At 72.2% G+C, this 18007-nt stretch carries 15 protein-coding genes; 5 read left to right on the forward strand and 10 right to left on the reverse strand.

The window, feature by feature from the left end; all coding sequences use genetic code 11:
- Positions 1-24 precede the first annotated feature (24 nt).
- The 10 genes from fabG to ACIRU3_RS04665 form a co-directional block, all read right to left on the reverse strand.
- Positions 25-786, reverse strand: coding sequence for a 3-oxoacyl-ACP reductase FabG (gene fabG / locus ACIRU3_RS04620; RefSeq protein WP_404051271.1), 762 nt, complete (start codon positions 784-786; stop codon positions 25-27).
- Positions 783-1811, reverse strand: a complete 1029-nt coding sequence (gene sbnB / locus ACIRU3_RS04625; protein ID WP_404051273.1) for a 2,3-diaminopropionate biosynthesis protein SbnB — start codon at positions 1809-1811, stop codon at positions 783-785. The genes fabG and sbnB overlap by 4 nt, the downstream gene beginning before the upstream one ends.
- Complete coding sequence (gene sbnA, locus ACIRU3_RS04630; protein WP_404051275.1) at positions 1808-2878, reverse strand: 2,3-diaminopropionate biosynthesis protein SbnA; 1071 nt, start codon at positions 2876-2878, stop codon at positions 1808-1810. The genes sbnB and sbnA overlap by 4 nt, the downstream gene beginning before the upstream one ends.
- Positions 2875-5235: a lantibiotic dehydratase gene (locus ACIRU3_RS04635; protein ID WP_404051277.1), complete on the reverse strand. Its 2361-nt coding sequence runs from the start codon at positions 5233-5235 to the stop codon at positions 2875-2877. Before ACIRU3_RS04635 ends, sbnA begins: the two co-directional genes overlap by 4 nt.
- Positions 5232-6428, reverse strand: a complete 1197-nt coding sequence (locus ACIRU3_RS04640) for a PLP-dependent aminotransferase family protein (RefSeq protein ID WP_404051280.1) — start codon at positions 6426-6428, stop codon at positions 5232-5234. Before ACIRU3_RS04640 ends, ACIRU3_RS04635 begins: the two co-directional genes overlap by 4 nt.
- A gap of 5 nt (positions 6429-6433) precedes the next feature.
- Entirely contained in the window at positions 6434-6712 is a 279-nt protein-coding gene (locus ACIRU3_RS04645) for an acyl carrier protein (protein ID WP_404051283.1), read from the reverse strand.
- On the reverse strand, positions 6693-8231 hold the full coding sequence (locus tag ACIRU3_RS04650) for a class I adenylate-forming enzyme family protein (protein ID WP_404051286.1): 1539 nt from the start codon (positions 8229-8231) through the stop codon (positions 6693-6695). The genes ACIRU3_RS04645 and ACIRU3_RS04650 overlap by 20 nt, the downstream gene beginning before the upstream one ends.
- Positions 8218-9171, reverse strand: a complete 954-nt coding sequence (locus ACIRU3_RS04655) for an ACP S-malonyltransferase (protein ID WP_404051288.1) — start codon at positions 9169-9171, stop codon at positions 8218-8220. The genes ACIRU3_RS04650 and ACIRU3_RS04655 overlap by 14 nt, the downstream gene beginning before the upstream one ends.
- Before the next feature lie 248 nt (positions 9172-9419).
- Positions 9420-10220, reverse strand: coding sequence for an ABC transporter permease (locus tag ACIRU3_RS04660; RefSeq protein WP_404051290.1), 801 nt, complete (start codon positions 10218-10220; stop codon positions 9420-9422).
- Positions 10217-11179: an ABC transporter ATP-binding protein gene (locus ACIRU3_RS04665; RefSeq protein WP_404051293.1), complete on the reverse strand. Its 963-nt coding sequence runs from the start codon at positions 11177-11179 to the stop codon at positions 10217-10219. The genes ACIRU3_RS04660 and ACIRU3_RS04665 overlap by 4 nt, the downstream gene beginning before the upstream one ends.
- Before the next feature lie 425 nt (positions 11180-11604).
- Between ACIRU3_RS04665 and iolC the strand changes: the two genes are divergently transcribed.
- From iolC to mmsA, 5 genes are read left to right on the forward strand one after another with little or no spacing between them, the layout of a single operon-like run.
- Positions 11605-12579 (forward strand): 5-dehydro-2-deoxygluconokinase, encoded by a 975-nt coding sequence (gene iolC, locus ACIRU3_RS04670; RefSeq protein WP_404051296.1) that lies wholly within the window; start codon positions 11605-11607, stop codon positions 12577-12579.
- 11 nt (positions 12580-12590) lie between these two features.
- Positions 12591-13523 (forward strand): deoxyribose-phosphate aldolase, encoded by a 933-nt coding sequence (locus ACIRU3_RS04675; RefSeq protein ID WP_404051298.1) that lies wholly within the window; start codon positions 12591-12593, stop codon positions 13521-13523.
- Positions 13524-13530: 7 nt separating this feature from the next.
- Positions 13531-14355 (forward strand): 5-deoxy-glucuronate isomerase, encoded by an 825-nt coding sequence (iolB, locus tag ACIRU3_RS04680; protein WP_404051301.1) that lies wholly within the window; start codon positions 13531-13533, stop codon positions 14353-14355.
- Positions 14352-16238: a 3D-(3,5/4)-trihydroxycyclohexane-1,2-dione acylhydrolase (decyclizing) gene (gene iolD, locus ACIRU3_RS04685; RefSeq protein WP_404051303.1), complete on the forward strand. Its 1887-nt coding sequence runs from the start codon at positions 14352-14354 to the stop codon at positions 16236-16238. Before iolB ends, iolD begins: the two co-directional genes overlap by 4 nt.
- A 16-nt stretch (positions 16239-16254) precedes the next feature.
- Positions 16255-17757: a CoA-acylating methylmalonate-semialdehyde dehydrogenase gene (gene mmsA, locus ACIRU3_RS04690; protein ID WP_404051305.1), complete on the forward strand. Its 1503-nt coding sequence runs from the start codon at positions 16255-16257 to the stop codon at positions 17755-17757.
- The last annotated feature ends 250 nt before the right edge of the window (positions 17758-18007 follow it).

Genomic DNA, 18007 nt, shown 5'->3' on the forward strand with positions numbered 1-18007 from the left:
TAGTCAGGAAGTGGTGATATAGGGCTAGTTGGGGATCATTCCGCCGTCGACCGTGAGTACCTTGCCGGTGATGTAGGAGGCGGCGGGGCTCGCCATGAAGGCGGTGGCCTGGGCCACTTCGGCCGGGGTGCCCATGCGGCCCATCGGGATCGCCTGCAGGGCCTCCTTCAGCTGCGCGGGCGGCACCTTCTTGACCATGTCGGTGTCGATGAAGCCGGGCGCCACCACGTTGACGCGGATACCGCGCGGGGCCACCTCGTACGACAGGGTCTTGGCCAGGGAGATCACACCGCCCTTGCTGGCCGCGTAGTTGGCCTGGCCGGCCCGGCCGGCGATGCCGCTGGTGGAGGCGATGAAGACGATCGCGCCGCCACTGGCGTACATCTGCTTGGTCGCCTCACGGGCGGTGAAGAAGGTGCCGGTGAGGTTGGTGCCGATGACCTGCTGCCACTTGGCGCCGCTCATGGCGGCCAGGTGGCCGTCGGCCGTCACGCCGGAGTTGAGGACGGCGACGTCCAGGGAGCGCCACGCCGTCTTCAACTCCTTGAACATGGCGGCGACCTGGGTCTCGTCGGAGATGTCCGCCGGGAGCAGGAGCGCCTGCCGGCCCAGGGCGCGGACCTGCTCGGCCACCTCCTCGGCCTTGGCGGCGTTGGAGCGGTAGTTGAGGGCGACGTCGCAGCCGTGCTCGGCCAGGGCGATTGCGATCGCGGCGCCGATTCCGCGCGAGGCACCGGTCACCAGGGCCTTGGTGCCCTCGGCGAACAGGGTTCCCGGTGTACTCATGCCGCGCTCCCCAGCATCGCGGCGGTCACCCGGTGGCTGCCCGGGTCGAAACCCTCGGCCTCGGTGCCGAGGCCGGCCTCGGTGGCGGCCTTGAGGACCGCCTGCGCGACCGCGAGGTCGAGGATGCCGAGGCCGAAGGGCGAGAAGACGACCGGGTCCTTCGAGGCCGGGGGCTCGGTGCAGCCCAGTACGGAGGCGATCTCGGCGTGTACGAATTCCCGGTGGCCGACCTCTTGTTCGGCCTTGTGCAGGGAGGTCTGCTCGCGGACGCAGTGCTCGATGTCGTCGACGACGTTGTAGGCGCCGAGGATCGAGTTCGTGCTCAGGTCGCGCAGCGAGAGGTGCAGGATCACCTGGCCGGCGGGCCGCTCGGGGTACTCCGCCAGGTCGAGCCAGTACGTCGAGTCGGTGGTCGCGATGCTCACGGTCTCGGTGGCGAGCGCGTCACCGACCTCGCCGGTGCGGAAGGTGATCCGCGGGTACTCGGACTCCAGTTCGGTGGCGAAGGCCTCGGCGCGGCCCGGTACGACGTCCTGGAGCACCACGGTGTCCAGGTCGGGGTGGGTCAGCGTCAGGAAGGCGAGGACGCGCTGGTTGATCGTGCCGCAGCCGATGAGACCGGCGGTGCGCACCCGGCGGTCACCGTGCAGGGCCCCGGCGGCGAGGGCGGCGCTCGCCGCGGTGCGGGAGGCCGAGATCTGGCTGCCCTCCAGCAGGGCCCTGGGGTAGCCGGTGGCGAGGTCGTTGAGGATCTGCACCGAGGAGGCCCGCTGCAGACCCTGCTCGACGTTGGCCGGGAAGGACGAGATCCACTTCAGGCCCATCACCGGCTCCGGGCCGCCCAGATAGGCGGGCAGGGAGATGATGCGGGAGCCGGCGGGCTGCGGCGGGCGCAGGAAGCTGGAGAACGGCACCTGGGAGTGTCCCTGGCCGTGCAGCACGTAGGCGGTGCGCACCGCGTCGAGGACAGCGGGTTCGAGACCCGTCAGAGCGGCTTTGACGTCGTCCCGTCCGAGGACCTTCATGGCTCGCTCCTTTCTTGGCCGTTGGCCTGGTCGGTGTGTTGCGGGAGCGGGATGTCCTGGAAGGTGGCCTCGACCCAGGCGTCGGAGTAGATGGTGTCGAGGTAGCGGTCGCCGCCGTCCGGGAGCACGGCCACGCAGGTGACGCCCGCCTCCAGCCGGTCGGCGGCCCCCTGCAGTGCGGAGATCACGGCGCCGGACGAGCCGCCGGCGAGGATGGACTCGTGGGCGAGCAGCTGACGGCAGCCGCGCACGCAGTCCAGGTCGGTGACCTTGACGACCTGGTCGGCGAGCCCCCGCCGCAGCAGCGGCGGGACGACCGCCGCGCCGTGTCCGGGGATCGTGCGCCGGTGCCCGCGTTCCCACGGCTCCGGCGGTCCGAAGATGACGCTGCCGACCGCGTCCACCGCGACGACCCGGGTGGCCAGGCCGTTGTCCTGGATGTACTCGGCGCAGCCGCGCAGCGTGCCGGTGGTGCCGGCCGCGACGAACAGGTAGTCGGGACCGCCGGGCAGCGCCTCGCAGATCTCGCGCATGGTGTGGTGGTGCGCCCGGGCGTTGTACTCGTTGGCGTACTGGTTGGGCCAGTAGGCGTCCGGCACGGTCTCCAGGAGGGTGCGGACCCGGTCGATCCGGGACGGCAGGTACTCACCGGTGGCCGGGTCGCGGTCGACGACCTCGACCTTCGCGCCGTACGCCCGCATGATGGCGGCGTTCTGCCGGGTGGTGCGCGGGTCGACCACGCAGATGAGGTCGAGCCGGTAGAAGTTGCAGAGCTGGGCGAGGGCGATGCCGAGGTTGCCCGAGGAGGACTCCACGACCGTGGACACCCCGGGGACGAGCTTGCCGGCCCTGATGGCGTGCTCGATCATCGACTTGGCGGCCCGGTCCTTGATGCTGCCGCCCGGGTTGAACCGCTCGCACTTGGCGTACACCTGGAACCGTGCGGGCGGGAACAGCCGGTCGAGGGCGACGAGCGGGGTTCCGCCGATCGTCGCGACGATGTCGGGATCCCGGGAGCGGGTGGCGCCGAGCGCCACCGCCGCCCCGTCGGATGCGAGGACGGTCATTCCGCGACCTTTCTGCTGATCTGGAGCCGCAGTTCGCTGACGTAGCGCTCGCCGTCCGCGTCCGTCAGCCAGGAGGCGTCCGGGGCGGGCAGCGGCTCGCTGAGGGTCACGAGGGCATCGGGGGCGAGGCGGCGCGCGGTGCGGACGAGGTTGGCGAAGGAGAGCACGAGGGTCGGGCTGGTGAAGTCGACGAGGGACGGCTTGGTCTCCTCGGGGAACTTGACGAAGAGCAGGTCGGGCAGGGCGTGCGCGGCCACCCAGCGGCGTACGGCGAGGTAGTCGCGTTCCCGCTCGGCCTTGTCCGGCAGGTCGACGCCGGCGACGGGCAGCCGCCAGGTCTCCCGGAACAGGACCAGGTCGTCGAGGGTCACGCGCGGGGCGTGCGTCCGGTCGAGCCCGATCTTGAAGGCGTCCGCGGCGATGATGGAGACCGGTACCGCGAGGAGTTCGGCGATGCTCCACTCGCGCCCGTCCGGAGTGGTCGCGGTGACCGTGCCGTCCGTCTCGGCGAGGGCGATGGCCGCCGCCGGATCGACGCGGGTCCGGTCGTCGTACGGGGCCCGGGTGAAGCCGATCAGCCGGTCTTGGGCACCGATCGGCGCGGGGACCATGCGACCGCTGTTGCGCTTCCAGTCGACCGGCAGCAGCGGTACCAGGCGCGGGGCGTCGAGGGCCGCGTTGACCTTGTCCCGCAGCGAGCCGGTCCCGGCGGTCCAGTCGAGGAAGGGCAGGTCCAACGTGGCCAGGCAGGCGTGCAGTTCGCCGAGGACGACCGTGTGCTCGCCGGCGTTGACGGCGTCCGCGGACCGGGCCGCCACCTGCAGGTCGGGGCTGTGCACGGCGAGGTGGGGCGAACGCACGGGTCCGGTGGCGAACACCGCGCGGGCCCGCTCCTCGATGTCCGCGACCCGCAGTCGCACCGGGACGGAGCCCGGGGCCGCCGGGTCCAGGGCGAGCACCTCACGCCACTTCCCGGCCAGTTCGCGGGTCGCGGTGTGCACGGGCGTCGCGTTGTCCCCCCAGAACAGACCGAGCACCTGCGGCCACACGTCGGCGAGCGCCACCTCCGCGCGGCGGGCCGCGGCCTTGCGGACGAAGCCGGCGACCTCCGCCTCCACCAGCTCGGCGAGCCGGTTGCCGAACCAGTCCGCCGCGTCGGCGACCAGGGCCAGCGGACGGGCGATGGCGTCGAAGAAGTCGCGCCCCAGGTCCGTCCGGCAGTCGCGCAGCGAGTCCTGGTAGCAGAGGGTGCGCCCGGCGTACGCCTTGCCCTCCTCGCGGGAGGCCGCCTGTCCGGTCGTACGGACGAAGAAGTCGTCGAGCCGGTCGAGCGCCTCGACCAGTTCCTCGGCGCTGCCCGCGCGGTCGATGTCCTCCCGCAAACGGTCCAGTTCGGTCAGGACCGTGTCGCAGCGGACGAACAGCTCCGGGTCGCCGATGCCGGCCACCCGGCGCCGCAGGATCTCCTCGGCGCGCACGTCGACGGGGATGTTGGCGTCCCAGGTGAGGACCCGCTGCTTCAGCAGCCGGGTCAGGATCTTCTCCACGCGCTGCCGGGCGGTGGCCGGGTCCCAGCCGGTGGCGTCCGTGATCGCCTCGCCGTTGCGGTCGCCGTCGGCCAGGCGCAGCACCCGGACGTCGTCCTCGCGCAGCCGCACCGTGCGGCCGCCCGGCATGACCAGCCGGTCGCCGTCGAGGTGCACGTCGGGCCGGAGCACCGGCGGGAACCACCAGCGGGCGCCGGGCTGTCCGGCCATCCGGTCGGCCAGGGCGGCCACGGTCCAGCGTTCGAAGAAGGTCCGGCTCTCGGCGGTGAGCGCCGGGCCGTGCTCGACGTCGACCGCACGCTGTCCGCGGGCCACGGACATCCAGGCCGCGGGGCCGAAGAAGCCGATCGTCTCCGCCTTGGCGCAGTAGCGCAGCCAGTACATCGCCAGGGTGCGCTCGCGGCGCCGGCGCTTGGAGTCGGGGCCCTTGCCCGCCGCGATCGAGTCCAGCAGGTGGTACACCGTGCGGTTCTGCCAGGCGATCGCCCGCCGCACCCGGTCGTCGCCGGCGAGCCGGGCCAGCTGATCCGACTCGGCCCGTGCGTCGGCCCGGTAGGCGGCCGTGAACTCCTCGGCGCCGGCGGTGCCGTGCTCGACGAGGGCCGCTGCTTCGGCGGCCCGGGGACCGCCGAGCAGGTCGAGACCGGAGACGGGGAAGCCCGCGCTGCGCAGCAGCCCCACGCCCCACACCTGCCACTCGCTGTCGCCCAGCCGGTACGCCGGGGCGAACGCCGACCGGTCGAGAGGCCGGTCGCCGCCCTGCCCGCGCATCGCCGAAGCGGCCGCGGGGGCGGTGATCGCCGTGGTCACAGCGCCGCTCCTTCCAAGGTGCCGACCGGGGTCTCGAGGGCCCGGGCCAGCCGGGAGACGCCTTCGGCGATCCGCTTCTTCGGGACGTGGCTGAAGCACAGCCGCAGCCCGTCGGCGTGCTCGCCGTCGATGCCGAAGTGGCCGCCGGGCACGAAGGAGACCCCGTGCCCGGCCGCGGCCCCGGCGAAGCCGGAGGTGTCCACACCGTCGCGGTGACGCAGCCAGATGTAGAAGCCGCCGTCCGGGCGCCGCCACTGCCAGGGACCGTCGGTGCCGAGTTCGGCCTCCAGCGCGTCGGCCATGAGGCCGCAGCGCTCCCGGTAGCTCGTGCGGTAGGCGTCGATCAGGTCGGTCCAGCCGGCCCGGGTGTGGAAGGCGGCGAGCGCGGCCTGGGCGAGCGCGGACGGCGACAGCGCCATGACCTCGGTGGTACGGCGCAGGGCGGCCGCCAGTTCCCCGGGCGCGGCGATCCAGCCACAGCGCAGACCCGGTGCGAACACCTTGGAGAAGGTGCCGAGATAGACCACGCGCTCCGGGTCAAGCGCGTGCAGTGCGGTGGTGGTCGCGCCGTCGAAGGACAGCAGGCCGTAGGGATTGTCCTCGATGACCAGCAGGTCCAACTCGCGGGCCGCGGCGAGAAGTTCGTGCCTGCGGGGGACGGAGAGCGTGGCACCGGTCGGGTTCTGGAAGGTGGGGTTGCAGTACAGCATCCGCACCGTGCGCCCGGCCGCGCGCAGCCGCGGGACCGTCTCCCGCAGCCCGGCCGGGTCGAGGCCGTCGGTGTCCTCCGGCGCGGGGTGGAGGGTCAGGCCCGCGGTGCGGAAGGCCGCCGCGGCGCCGGGGTAGGCGGGGGTCTGGCACAGGACGGTCTCGCCCGGGACGCCGATCCCGAGCCCCAGGGCCATCAGACCCATCTGGGATCCGCCGGTGGGGACCAGCTGTTCGGCCGTGGCGGTGCTGCCCTCACGGGCCATCAGGTCGGTGATCGCCGGCACGAGGGCCTTGGCGACATGCGGGGTCGTGTACTGGAGGGCGAGCCTGCCGCCGAGCCTGACGAGCCGGGACAGCTGCTGGGAGATCGTGTCGAGCGGGAGGACGTCCAGGTCGGGCAGGCCCCCCGCGAACGAGATGACGTCACCGCCTCGTTCGAACAGTCGCGGCATCTCCACCGCGGGTCGTATGTCGGTCCACATGGCGGTCAGCTCCCGGCTCTGGCCGGCAGGCCGGCGGCCAGTTGGTCGTGCACGGAGCGCCACAGCCCGGCGGAGGAGGTGAGCGCGGGGTCCCCGATCACCTCGGGGTCGATCTCGATCCCGTACTGCTCCTCGACCGCCATCACCAGGGCGATGGTGTGGAGGGAGTCCACGCCGAGGTCGACGAGCGGGGTCTCCGGGTCGGTGACCGGGACGGCGCAGATCCGCTCGACGAGCTGGTCGAACTGCGACTGGGTCGGCTGGTCAGACGGCGACTGGTTCATGGCTGGTCCTCGTCGGGGTCGTCGGTGCGGAATGCGGGGAGGTGGCGGTGTCCTGGGCGCGGTCATGCGCTTCGACCAGGCGGGCGGCGGCCGCGCGGTCCGGCTTGCCGTTCGCGGTCAGGGGCACCGTGTCGATGAGGGTGATCCGGTCGGGCCGCCGGGCCCGGTCGAGCCGCAGCGCCAGCTGGGCGCGGATCTCCTCGGCGGTGAGCGTTCCCTGCACCGCCAGGTGCAGCGGGCCGTCGTCGGGCTCGGGCCGCAGCGCCACCGCCGCCCTCACCCCGGGGATCCGCTCGACGGCGTCCTCGATCTCGGTCAGGCCGAGCCGGATGCCGCGCCGCTTGATCATGTCGTCGTTGCGGCCGACGAAGTAGAGCCGGCCGTCCTCGTCCAGGTAGCCCTGGTCGCCGGTGCGCAGTTCGAGCGTGCCGTCGGCGCGCCGGACGAAGCGCTGCTGCCGCTCCAGCGGGATGCCCCAGTAGCCGGCCATCACGGTGGCGCCGTGGACGACGATCTCGCCGACCTGACGGGGTTCGAGGCCGCGTCCGTCGTCATCGGCGATCCGGACGTGGTCGCCGGGGATGGGCGGGCCGACCGAGTCGGGGTGGGCGGCGTACTCGGCCGGGTCCAGGACGGAGATGCGCTTGCACTCGGTCATGCCGTACATCGAGGCGAAGACCGATCCGGGGAAGGCTTCCAGCAGCTCGGCCATGACGGCCCGGCCGGGACGGGCGCCGGTGTTGGTGAACAGACGGACCCGGGTGGGGCGGCGCAGCGTGCTCTGGAGCAGGGTGAGGATCTGGGCGAGGGAGGGCACGAGCGGGACCACGGTCACGCCGTACTGCTCGATGACCTTCAACAGGCCGCGGTCCCCGGCGCGTTCGGCGAGGACGAGCGTGCCGCCGGTGAGCGCGCAGAACAGGGCCTGGTAGAGCCCGTAGTCGAAGGAGAGGGGCAGCCGGCACAGCACCACGTCGTCGGCGCGGTAGCCGAGGCGGGCGTTGACGGCGTCGACGGCGGCCAGCATCTGCCGGTGCGGGCAGACCACGCCCTTGGGGCGGCCCGTGGTGCCGGAGGTGTAGATCAGCATCGCCACGGCGTCGTCGGGGACGTCGGCCGCGAAGTCGTCGGCGGGGGTCTGCTGGATCTCCTGCCAGGCCCGGACGGGCTCGGCGGTGTGCCGGGCCCGCTCGCCCGCCCCGGGGGAGCAGATCGCCAGGGCGGCGGAGCAGTCCTCGATGATGTGCCCGAGCTGCAGGTCCGTCAGGTCCGGATGGACGGGGACGAAGACGGCGCCGATGCGCAGGGTGGCGTAGAAGAGGGCGAGGAAGGAGCGGTCGTTGCCACCGGCGTGGACGACCCGCTCTCCGGCGCCGACGCCCTGGCCGCGCAGCCAGCCGGCCGCCCGGTCCACGGCCACGCCGAGGTCGGCGTAGCCGAGGGGGCCTTCGGAGTCGATGACGGCCGGGTGGTCGCCGCGCTCGGCGCGGCTGCGTGTGAAGAGGTCAGACACCAGCATGGACGGCCTCCCTCTCCGGGTCCGTGGTGGCGGGGGCGAGCCGGGCGTGCACCTTGCCGATGTCCCGGGCGGAGTTGACCGGGAGGACCGCGAGTTCGGGGTGCTGGCGCCGCAGGATGCTCGCGAGGGTCTTGGCGGGCGGCAGGGACACCGTCAGGCCGGGCTCCAGCCGGGCCAGGCTCAGCAGGCACAGGTCCCAGCGCACCGGACGGACCACCTGGTCGACGAGACGGTCGCGGATCGCCTCGGGCGCGGTGAGGACCTCGCCGTCGGCGTTGGAGAGCAGGAGCGCGCGGGGCCGCCGGAAGGGGACCGCGGCGGCCGCTGCGGCGAACGTCTGCCGCGCCGATTCCATGTACGCGGTGTGGAAGGCTCCGGCGACCTGCAGCGGTTTGACGGTCGCCGCGGGCGGCGGAGCGGCGGTCAGCTGCTCCAGGTCGTCCGCGAGCCCCGCGGCGACGATCTGGCCGGGGCCGTTGAACGTGGCCGCGGTCAGACCGAGTTCTGCGATGCGGGCGAGTACCGCCGCCTTCTCGCCGCCGACCACGGCCGCCATCGAGGTGGGTGCCTCGGCGCAGGCGGCGGCCATGGCGCGGCCACGGACCGCGGCGAGCCGCACGGCGTCGGAGGGTGCGAGGACCCCGGCGTACCCGGCCGCGGTCAGCTCGCCGACGGAGTGGCCGGCCACGACCGCGGTCCGATCGGCCGCCGCCGGGGCCAGTTCCTCGTGGGCCAGCAGTCCTTGGGCGACCAGCAGGGGCTGGGTGTTCTCGGTGCGGGCGATCTCCGCGGCCGAGGCCCGGGTGCCCAGGTGGACCAGGTCCACGTCGGCGGCCTCGGACCAGGCCCGTACACGCTCGGCGTGCACCGGGTCGCGCAGCCAGCCGGCCAGCATGCCGGGGGTCTGGGAACCCTGGCCCGGTGCGATTATTGCGAACATTTGTTCTATCCCCCTTTCGTGTCGAGTACCCATCGCGCGGCACGGGGCCTGTCGGTGCGATCAGGTCGCCGGGAGGCGGTCGGTACGAGTGGTGCGGGCGGCGGGCTCGTGTCCGGGCCGGCCCGGGCGGGTGCGATGCGGCCGGATCCCGGCCGGGCGGCTGAGCCGCGCAGGGCCGGTCGCGGCCGGACCTGCGGCGGGCGCGGCCGGCCGGGCCCCGGGGTCCGGCACGATCCGCCGGACGGGCCCTAGTTGCGGCCCGTGCTCCTGGCGAAGCGGCGGACCGCCATGAAGGAGAAGGCGGCGAACCAGGCGACGATGTTGATCACGGCGCCGCTCAGACTGGAGTGCTCACCGCTGAAGGTGTAGCCCTCGGTGAGGGAGTAGCGGGCCAGCGTCGACACGCCGTACATCGGCGTGTACCGGGAGATCTCCAGCATGGTCCCGCTGAGCGGGATGAACAGGTTGCCGAGGAAGGCCAGCGCGGTCATCGTCAGGCCCGGCATGTGCATCACGACCTCGGGCTTGAGGGCGAGCCCGAGGAAGATGCCGAGCGCGGCGAACACCGCGGCGCCGACCCAGGCGACGAGCAGGGACGTCACCCACACCTCGGCGTCGGCGTGCGCTCCGGTGACGACACCGAGGACCCCGACGATGGCCACGGGCACGGCGGCCATCACGACCGAGCACAACACCTTGACCAGCAGATATCCGGGCGGGGCCAGCGGGCTCAGCGCGATCGTGCGCATCCAGCCGGCGGACCGCTCGACGGAGATGGTGGCGGCGGAGCTGGTGGCGGCCATGGCGGCGCCGTACACCGCGAGGCCGATCATCATCCAGGCGGCGAAGTTCCCGTGCGGCAGCGTCCCGTGCGACGGGGCGGTGCGGAACAGGGCGAGGTAGAGGACGGCCGGCAGCAGGAGGGTGAAGATGGTGGTCTGGCGGTTGAACCGTCGCCGCAGCTCGTAGCGGATGAAGGTGGGGTTCACGCCGCCGAAGGCCGAGGTGCGGGGGCGGGCGGGTGCGGCCGCTGCGGTCAGGGTGGTCATCGGAGGCCCTCCTGGCCGGTGCGGCCCTGGTTCGTGATGGCCACGAAGGCTTCTTCGAGGCTGCGCGGGGCGACCTCGATCTCGGTGGCCGACGTCTGGTTGACCAGCAGCCGCAGCAGGGCGTCGGAGTCGGTGGTGTCGAAGTAGTGCCGGTCGCCGCGGGCCGCGCAGGAGCGGACGGCGTGGGAGGCCGCCACCGTCTGTGCGTCATGCGGGCTGATCAGGGCCGAGACGGTGCGTCCGCTGGTGGCGGCGCGGATCGACGAGGCGGAGCCGTCGGCGACGATCCGTCCCTGGTCGATCAGCACGACGCGGTCGGCGAACTGGTCGGCCTCCTCCATGTAGTGGGTGGCGAACATGACGGTCATGCCGCGCTCGGCGTCCTCGCGGACGGTCGCCCAGAACTCCCGGCGGGCGACGACGTCCATGCCGGCCGTCGGCTCGTCCAGGACCAGGAAGTCGGGGTCCGACAGCAGCGCGACGGCGAACCGCAGCCGCTGCTGCTCACCGCCGGAGCACTCGGCGACCCGCCGGTCGCGCAGCGCGGTCAGTCCGGCCCGGGCGATCACCTGCTCGGCGTCGGCGGCGGGATGCAGCGAGCCGAGCATGCGCACCGTGGCCTCCACCGTCAGGTCGGGCAGGAGCCCCCCGGACTGCAGGACGGCGGCGACCCGGCCGGTGCGCACCGCCTGCTGCGGGGTCTGGCCGAAGAGTTCCACGTGTCCGGAGTCGGGCCGGGTCAGTCCGAGCAGCATGTCGATGGTGGTCGTCTTGCCGGCGCCGTTCGGCCCGAGGAACGCCACGATCTCGCCGCGCCGGATCCGCAGATCCAGCCCGTTCACGGCGGTGAACTCCTCACCCTTGGCAGTGGTGAAGCGCTTGACGACCGTGCTGAGCACGGCGGCATCCGGGGACGTCACCTCCCTCGCGGCCGGCCGGAGTTGGGTTTCGAGCGTCATCAGAGTCCTCACCGTTTCCGTGGTGTGTTCTTGGCGAGAACCAATCTCCCCTGCCCCTCTATCGAGGCGAACCGGAGCCGCTACGGGGTCGCTATCCGGCGGCTATCGGGGCTGCGGGTGCCCGCTGGTTTCGCGTGGGGACCGATGGTTTCGCTCGGAGACCGAGCGTCCGGGCCGCGTGCGTGACGCAGGCAGCGGTCCCGGGCGGGCGCGCCGCGCGACGGTCCGTATCCGGCCGAAAACCTACGGTGTGGGGACGCCGTGACCGACCGCGGCCGCAGGCGGGCGACAAGCGCGTCGGCGCCGTCGGCACGACGTGTCATGGAAAGCGTTCTCAAGGTATCGTCCGAATGTCTGGACAAAACATTGACAGGGCTCGTGCGGAGGACTAGAAAACCGGGGAGAGCCGTGACGAAGGGAAGCCGATGGCGTACGACCTCATCACCATGGGGCGGATCGGAGTGGACCTCTACCCGCTGCAAACCGGTGTCCCGCTCGCCCAGGTGTCGTCCTTCGGCAAGTTCCTCGGCGGGTCGGCGACGAACGTGGCGGTGGCCGCGGCCCGGCTGGGCCGGCGGACCGCCGTGATCACCCGCACCGGCGACGACCCGTTCGGCACCTATCTGCACGAGGCCCTGCGCGGCTTCGGCGTGGACGACCGCTGGGTCACCCCGGTCGCCGGGCTGCCGACGCCGGTCACCTTCTGCGAGGTCTTCCCGCCGGACGACTTCCCGCTGTACTTCTACCGGCAGCCCAAGGCGCCGGACCTGGAGATCGACGCCCACGACCTGGACCTGGACGCCATCCGGGGCGCCCGTATCTTCTGGGTCACCGGCACCGGCCTGAGCGAGGAGCCCAGCCGTACGGCGACCCTCGCGGCCCTCGCCCACCGTGCGAAGTCCGGCACGACGGTCTTCGACCTCGACTGGCGGCCCATGTTCTGGGGCAGTGACGTCAGCGGATCCCGCCGCGGGCCGGACGCAGCCCGCCCCTTCTACGCGGAGGCCCTGCGGCACACCACGGTGGCCGTCGGCAACCTGGACGAGGTGGAGGTCGCCACCGGGGTGCGCGAACCCCATGCGGCGGCCCGCGCCCTGCTGGCCGCCGGGGTCGAGATCGCCGTGGTCAAGCAGGGACCCAAGGGCGTCCTCGCCGTGAACAGCGAGGGCGAGTCCGCCGAGGTGCCGCCGCTTCCGGTCGGCGTCCTCAACGGACTCGGCGCCGGTGACGCCTTCGGCGGCGCCCTCTGCCACGGCCTGCTGGAGGGCTGGGATCTGGAGACGATCATGCGGTATGCCAACGCGGCCGGCGCCATCGTCGCCTCCCGCCTGGAGTGCTCCTCCGCGATGCCCACCCCGGACGAGGTGGCGGCCGCGCTCGAGGCCGGAGCGGTGCTGTGAGGGCGGGCAGGGTGGCAGGCACCCATACCGAGGGCGGGGACAGCACCCGGAAGGCCCGCGTGGACGTCTCCGCGCTGGTCCACACCCGCACCCACCACCCCGAGGCCATCGCCGAGGCCGCGGCCCGCCGGGCCCGCCGCCCGCTGCTGAACGAGGCCGGCCGGCTGATGATCGTCGCCGCCGACCACCCGGCCCGCGGCGCGCTCGGTGTAGGCGACCGCAAGCTCGCCATGGCCAACCGGGCCGACCTGCTGGAACGCCTGTGTCTCGCGCTGTCGCGGCCGGGCGTCGACGGGGTGCTCGCCACCGCCGACATCCTGGACGACCTGCTCCTGCTCGGCGCCCTCGACCACAAGGTCGTCATGGGCTCCATGAACCGCGGCGGACTGCAGGGCGCCAGCTTCGAGCTGGACGACCGCTTCACCGGCCACCGCCCCGAGGACATCCAGCGCCTCGGCTTCGACGCCGGCAAGCTGCTGCTGCGCATCGACTACGCCGACCCGGGGTCCCTGGCCACCCTGGAGTCCACCGCCCGCGCCATCGACGCGATGGCCGCGCACCGGCTCCCGGTCTTCGTGGAGCCGTTCATCAGCCGGCGCGGCCCCGACGGACGGCTCAGCAACGACCTGAGCGCCGACGCGGTCACCAAGTCCATCGCCATCGCCTCGGGCCTCGGCGGCTCCTCCGCCTACACCTGGCTGAAGGTGCCGGTCACCGAGAACCCCGACGACATGGCCCGGGTCATGGAGACCTCGACCCTGCCGGCCGTGCTGCTCGGCGGAGACATCGGCGACTCTCCCGAGGAGCAGGTGGCCGCGTACGAGAAGTGGCGCGGAGCGCTCCAACTCCCCACCGTGCGCGGCCTGGTGGTCGGCCGCTCGCTGCTGTACCCGGCGGACGGCGATGTGGCCGCCGCCGTGGACACCGCCGTAGGACTGCTGTGAGGGCCGCATGACCAGCACCGACCTGCACCTGCCCCAGGGCGCCACCGCGAACGCCCAGTACGCCGTCGACATCGACCCGAAGCGGGCCGGATGGACGCACAGCAGCCTGCGCATCGTGGAGTTGTCACCGGGCGGTACGCATACGTTCACCACGGGAGACAGTGAATGGATCGTGCTTCCGCTGGAAGGCGGATGTACCGTACAAATTGAGGACAATGAATTCCAACTCCTGGGCCGGGAAAGCGTGTTCGCGGATGTCTCCGACTTCGCCTACGCACCCCGGGACACCCAGGTCCTGATCGCCTCCGGCGCGGGAGGCCGCTTCGCCCTGGCAGGAGCGAAGTGCGAGCGACGACTCCCCGCCCGCTACGGCCCCGCGCCGGAGGTCCCCGTCGAGGAGCGCGGCAGCGGCAACTGCGCCCGCCTCGTGCGCAACTTCGCCTCGGCCGACGCCTTCGCCTGCGACAAGCTGATCGCCGTCGAGGTGATCACCCCCGGCGGCAACTGGTCCTCGTACCCGCCGCACAAGCACGACGAGCACCGGCCGGGCGCGGAGTCCGAGCTGGAGGAGATCTACTACTTCGAGATCGACGGCCCGAACGGATTCGGCTATCAGCGCGTGTTCCCCTCGCGCGAGGGCGGATCCGACGTCCTCGCCGAGGTCCGCTCCGGCGACGCCGTCCTCGTCCCCGACGGATGGCACGGCCCGTCGATCGCCCAGCCCGGCCACGCCATGTACTACCTGAACGTCATGGCCGGGCCCGGCGCGACGCGGGAGTGGCGGATCTGCTTCCACCCGGACCACGTAGAAAGCACAGGGGGGTACCGATGACGCAGACCTCGACGAGGCTCACGGTCGCGCAGGCGCTCGTCCGTTTCCTCGCCGCCCAGTACACGGAGCGGGACGGGCAGCGGCAGCGGCTGATCGGCGCCACCTGGGGCATTTTCGGGCACGGCAACGTGGCCGGCCTCGGCCAGGCGCTGATCGAGTACGCGGACGTCATGCCGTACCACCAGGGCCGCAACGAGCAGTCCATGGTGCACGCGGCGGTCGGCTACGCCCGCCAGTCGAACCGCCTGTCCACGCATGCGGTGACCAGCTCCATCGGCCCGGGCGCGACCAACCTGGTCACCGGCGCCGCGCTGGCCACCATCAACCACCTTCCCGTCCTGCTGCTGCCGGGCGACGTCTTCGCCACCCGCCCCGCGGACCCGGTCCTGCAGCAGCTGGAGGTGCCGTACGCGGGCGATGTGTCGGTCAACGACACCCTGCGCCCGGTGTCGAGGTACTTCGACCGGATCACCCGGCCGGAGGCCCTGATCCCGAGCGCCCTGCAGGCCATGCGCGTCCTCACCGACCCGGTGGAGACCGGCGCGGTCACCCTCGCGCTGCCGCAGGACGTGCAGGCCGAGGCGTACGACTGGCCGGAGGAGTTCTTCGCCGAGCGCGTGTGGACCGTACGCCGGCCGGGCGCGGACCCCACCGAACTCGCCGAGGCCGTCCGGGCGGTCCGGGCGGCACAACGGCCGCTCGTCGTCGCGGGCGGCGGAGTCCACCACAGCCGCGCCGAGGAGGCCCTCGCCGAGTTCGCGGAGGCCACCCGGATGCCGGTCGCCTCCACACAGGCCGGCAAGGGCTCCCTGCGCCACGACCACCCGCAGGACGTCGGCGGCATCGGCCACACCGGCACCGCCACCGCCGACGAGCTGGCCCGCACCGCCGACCTGGTGATCGGCGTCGGCACCCGCTACACCGACTTCACGACCGCGTCCGGCACTCTTTTCGCGCATCCGGGCGTCCGGTTCCTGAACCTCAACATCGCGCCCTTCGACGGCCACAAGCTGTCCGGGCTGCCGCTGATCGCGGACGCCCGCAGCGGCCTGGGCGAGCTGACCGAGGCGCTGGTGATGCACGAGCACCGGGCCACCGACTCCTACGTCGCCGAGTACACCGAGGACAAGGAGCGCTGGGAGCAGCGCGTCGACGCCTGCTTCGAGGCGGACGAGCCGGACATCAGGCCGACCCAGCTGCAGGTCATCGGCGCCCTCGACGCCCTGGTGGACGAGTCCGACATCATCATCAACGCGGCCGGCTCGCTCCCCGGCGACCTGCACAAGCTGTGGCGTGCGCGGTCGTACGACCAGTACCACCTGGAGTACGGCTACTCCTGCATGGGCTACGAGATCCCGGCCGCGATCGGCGTGAAGCTCGCCGCGCCGGAGCGCAACGTGTGGGCGCTGGTCGGCGACGGCACGTACCTGATGATGCCGACGGAGATCGTGACCGCCGTGCAGGAGGGCATCGCGATCAAGATGCTCCTCGTGCAGAACCACGGGTACGCCTCGATCGGCGGTCTCTCGGAGGCCGTGGGCGGCGAGCGGTTCGGCACCGCCTACCGCTTCACCTCGGACGACGGCACCTTCACCGGCGCCCCGCTGCCCGTCGACCTCGCCGCCAACGCGGCCAGCCTCGGCATGCGCGTGCTGCGCGCGAAGACCGTACGGGACCTGCGCACGGCGCTCGCCGAGGCACGGGCCGCCGACACTGCCACATGTGTCTACGTGGAGACCGAAACGTCCGACACTGTGTCGGGCGCGCCTCCGGCGCAGGCCTGGTGGGATGTTCCTGTGGCCGAGACCGCGACCCGATCGTCCGCGGTCAAGGCGCGTGAGCTGTACGAACGGCACGTCTCGACCCGACGCCGCCATCTGTGAGAAGGAGTTTCTGGGCATGACGAAGATCGTCAACCACTGGATCGGCGGCAAGACCGTCGAAGGCGCGTCGGGTACGTACGGGCCGGTCACGGACCCGGCGACCGGCGCGGTCACCACCAAGGTCGCCTTCGCCTCCGTGGAGGAGGTCGACGCGGCGGTCGCGGCGGCCAAGGACGCCTTCGCGACCTGGGGCCGGTCCTCGCTGGCCCAGCGCACCTCGATCCTCTTCAGGTTCCGGGCACTGCTGGACGCCAACCGGGACGCGATCGCGGAGCTGATCACCGCCGAGCACGGCAAGGTGCACTCCGACGCGCTCGGCGAGGTGGCCCGCGGCCTGGAGATCGTCGACCTGGCCTGCGGTATCAACGTCCAGCTCAAGGGCGAGCTGTCCACGCAGGTCGCCACCGGTGTCGACGTGGCCGCGATCCGCCAGCCGCTCGGCGTCGTCGCGGGCATCACGCCGTTCAACTTCCCGGCGATGGTCCCGATGTGGATGTTCCCGATCGCCATCGCGACCGGCAACACCTTCGTCCTCAAGCCGAGCGAGAAGGACCCGTCGGCCGCCGTCAAGATCGCCGAGCTGCTCGCCGAGGCCGGTCTGCCCGACGGTGTCTTCAACGTCTTGCACGGCGACAAGGTGGCTGTCGACCGCCTGCTGGAGCACCCGGACGTCAAGGCCGTCTCGTTCGTCGGCTCGACCCCGATCGCCCGCTACATCCACACCACCGCCTCCGCCAACGGCAAGCGCGTGCAGGCGCTGGGCGGTGCCAAGAACCACATGCTGGTGCTGCCGGACGCCGACCTGGACGCGGCGGCGGACGCGGCCGTGAGCGCCGCCTACGGCTCGGCCGGCGAGCGCTGCATGGCCATCTCCGCCGTGGTCGCGGTCGGCTCCATCGGCGACGAGCTGGTCGACAAGATCCGCGAGCGCGCCGAGAAGATCAAGATCGGCCCCGGCGACGACCCGGCCTCCGAGATGGGCCCGCTCATCACGAAGGTCCACCGCGACAAGGTGGCCTCCTACGTCGAGGGCGCCGCGGCCGAGGGCTCCGAGGTCGTGCTCGACGGCACCGGCTACACCGTCGAGGGCTACGAGGACGGCCACTGGATCGGCATCTCGCTGCTGGACAAGGTGCCGACCAGCGCCAAGGCCTACCAGGACGAGATCTTCGGCCCGGTGCTGTGCGTGCTGCGCGTGGACACCTACGACGAGGGCGTGGCCCTCATCAACGCCTCGCCGTTCGGCAACGGCACCGCGATCTTCACCCGCGACGGCGGCGCCGCCCGCCGCTTCCAGCTGGAGATCGAGGCCGGCATGGTCGGCGTGAACGTCCCGATCCCGGTGCCGGTGGGCTACCACTCCTTCGGCGGCTGGAAGGACTCGCTCTTCGGCGACCACCACATCTACGGCAACGACGGCACGCACTTCTACACCCGCGGCAAGGTCGTCACCACCCGCTGGCCCGACCCGGCCGACGCCCCGGCGGGCGTGGACCTCGGCTTCCCGCGCAACCACTGAAGGTGACCCGAGGGCCGTTCCAGGCCCCCCGTCAGGCCTTCCGGATTCCGGACGGCCTGACATTTTTTTGACGCCCTGGCTGCGATTCTCGTTCTAGCGGGATGAATCGGATGGCTAAGGAGTTACGGGCAGATGACCTTTGAAAGCAAGGTCATGTTCCGCTGGGGCTTGATGGATGCGCCTACAGGGTGTCACTGCCTGTGAAAGTGATGCCGTCTAGGTCATGCCGGGAGTACGGATTCCGAAGGTA

This window comes from Streptomyces sp. NPDC101151, assembly GCF_044768335.1.
Classification (GTDB): domain Bacteria; phylum Actinomycetota; class Actinomycetes; order Streptomycetales; family Streptomycetaceae; genus Streptomyces.

Coding starts and splice junctions, on each gene's coding strand:
- fabG (WP_404051271.1), bottom strand. CDS start 786: ATGAGTACACCGGGAACCCTGTTCGCCGAGGGCACCAAGGCCCTGGTG.
- sbnB (WP_404051273.1), bottom strand. CDS start 1,811: ATGAAGGTCCTCGGACGGGACGACGTCAAAGCCGCTCTGACGGGTCTC.
- sbnA (WP_404051275.1), bottom strand. CDS start 2,878: ATGACCGTCCTCGCATCCGACGGGGCGGCGGTGGCGCTCGGCGCCACC.
- ACIRU3_RS04640 (WP_404051280.1), bottom strand. CDS start 6,428: ATGTGGACCGACATACGACCCGCGGTGGAGATGCCGCGACTGTTCGAA.
- ACIRU3_RS04645 (WP_404051283.1), bottom strand. CDS start 6,712: ATGAACCAGTCGCCGTCTGACCAGCCGACCCAGTCGCAGTTCGACCAG.
- ACIRU3_RS04650 (WP_404051286.1), bottom strand. CDS start 8,231: ATGCTGGTGTCTGACCTCTTCACACGCAGCCGCGCCGAGCGCGGCGAC.
- ACIRU3_RS04655 (WP_404051288.1), bottom strand. CDS start 9,171: ATGTTCGCAATAATCGCACCGGGCCAGGGTTCCCAGACCCCCGGCATG.
- ACIRU3_RS04660 (WP_404051290.1), bottom strand. CDS start 10,220: ATGACCACCCTGACCGCAGCGGCCGCACCCGCCCGCCCCCGCACCTCG.
- ACIRU3_RS04665 (WP_404051293.1), bottom strand. CDS start 11,179: ATGACGCTCGAAACCCAACTCCGGCCGGCCGCGAGGGAGGTGACGTCC.
- iolC (WP_404051296.1), top strand. CDS start 11,605: ATGGCGTACGACCTCATCACCATGGGGCGGATCGGAGTGGACCTCTAC.
- iolB (WP_404051301.1), top strand. CDS start 13,531: ATGACCAGCACCGACCTGCACCTGCCCCAGGGCGCCACCGCGAACGCC.
- iolD (WP_404051303.1), top strand. CDS start 14,352: ATGACGCAGACCTCGACGAGGCTCACGGTCGCGCAGGCGCTCGTCCGT.
- mmsA (WP_404051305.1), top strand. CDS start 16,255: ATGACGAAGATCGTCAACCACTGGATCGGCGGCAAGACCGTCGAAGGC.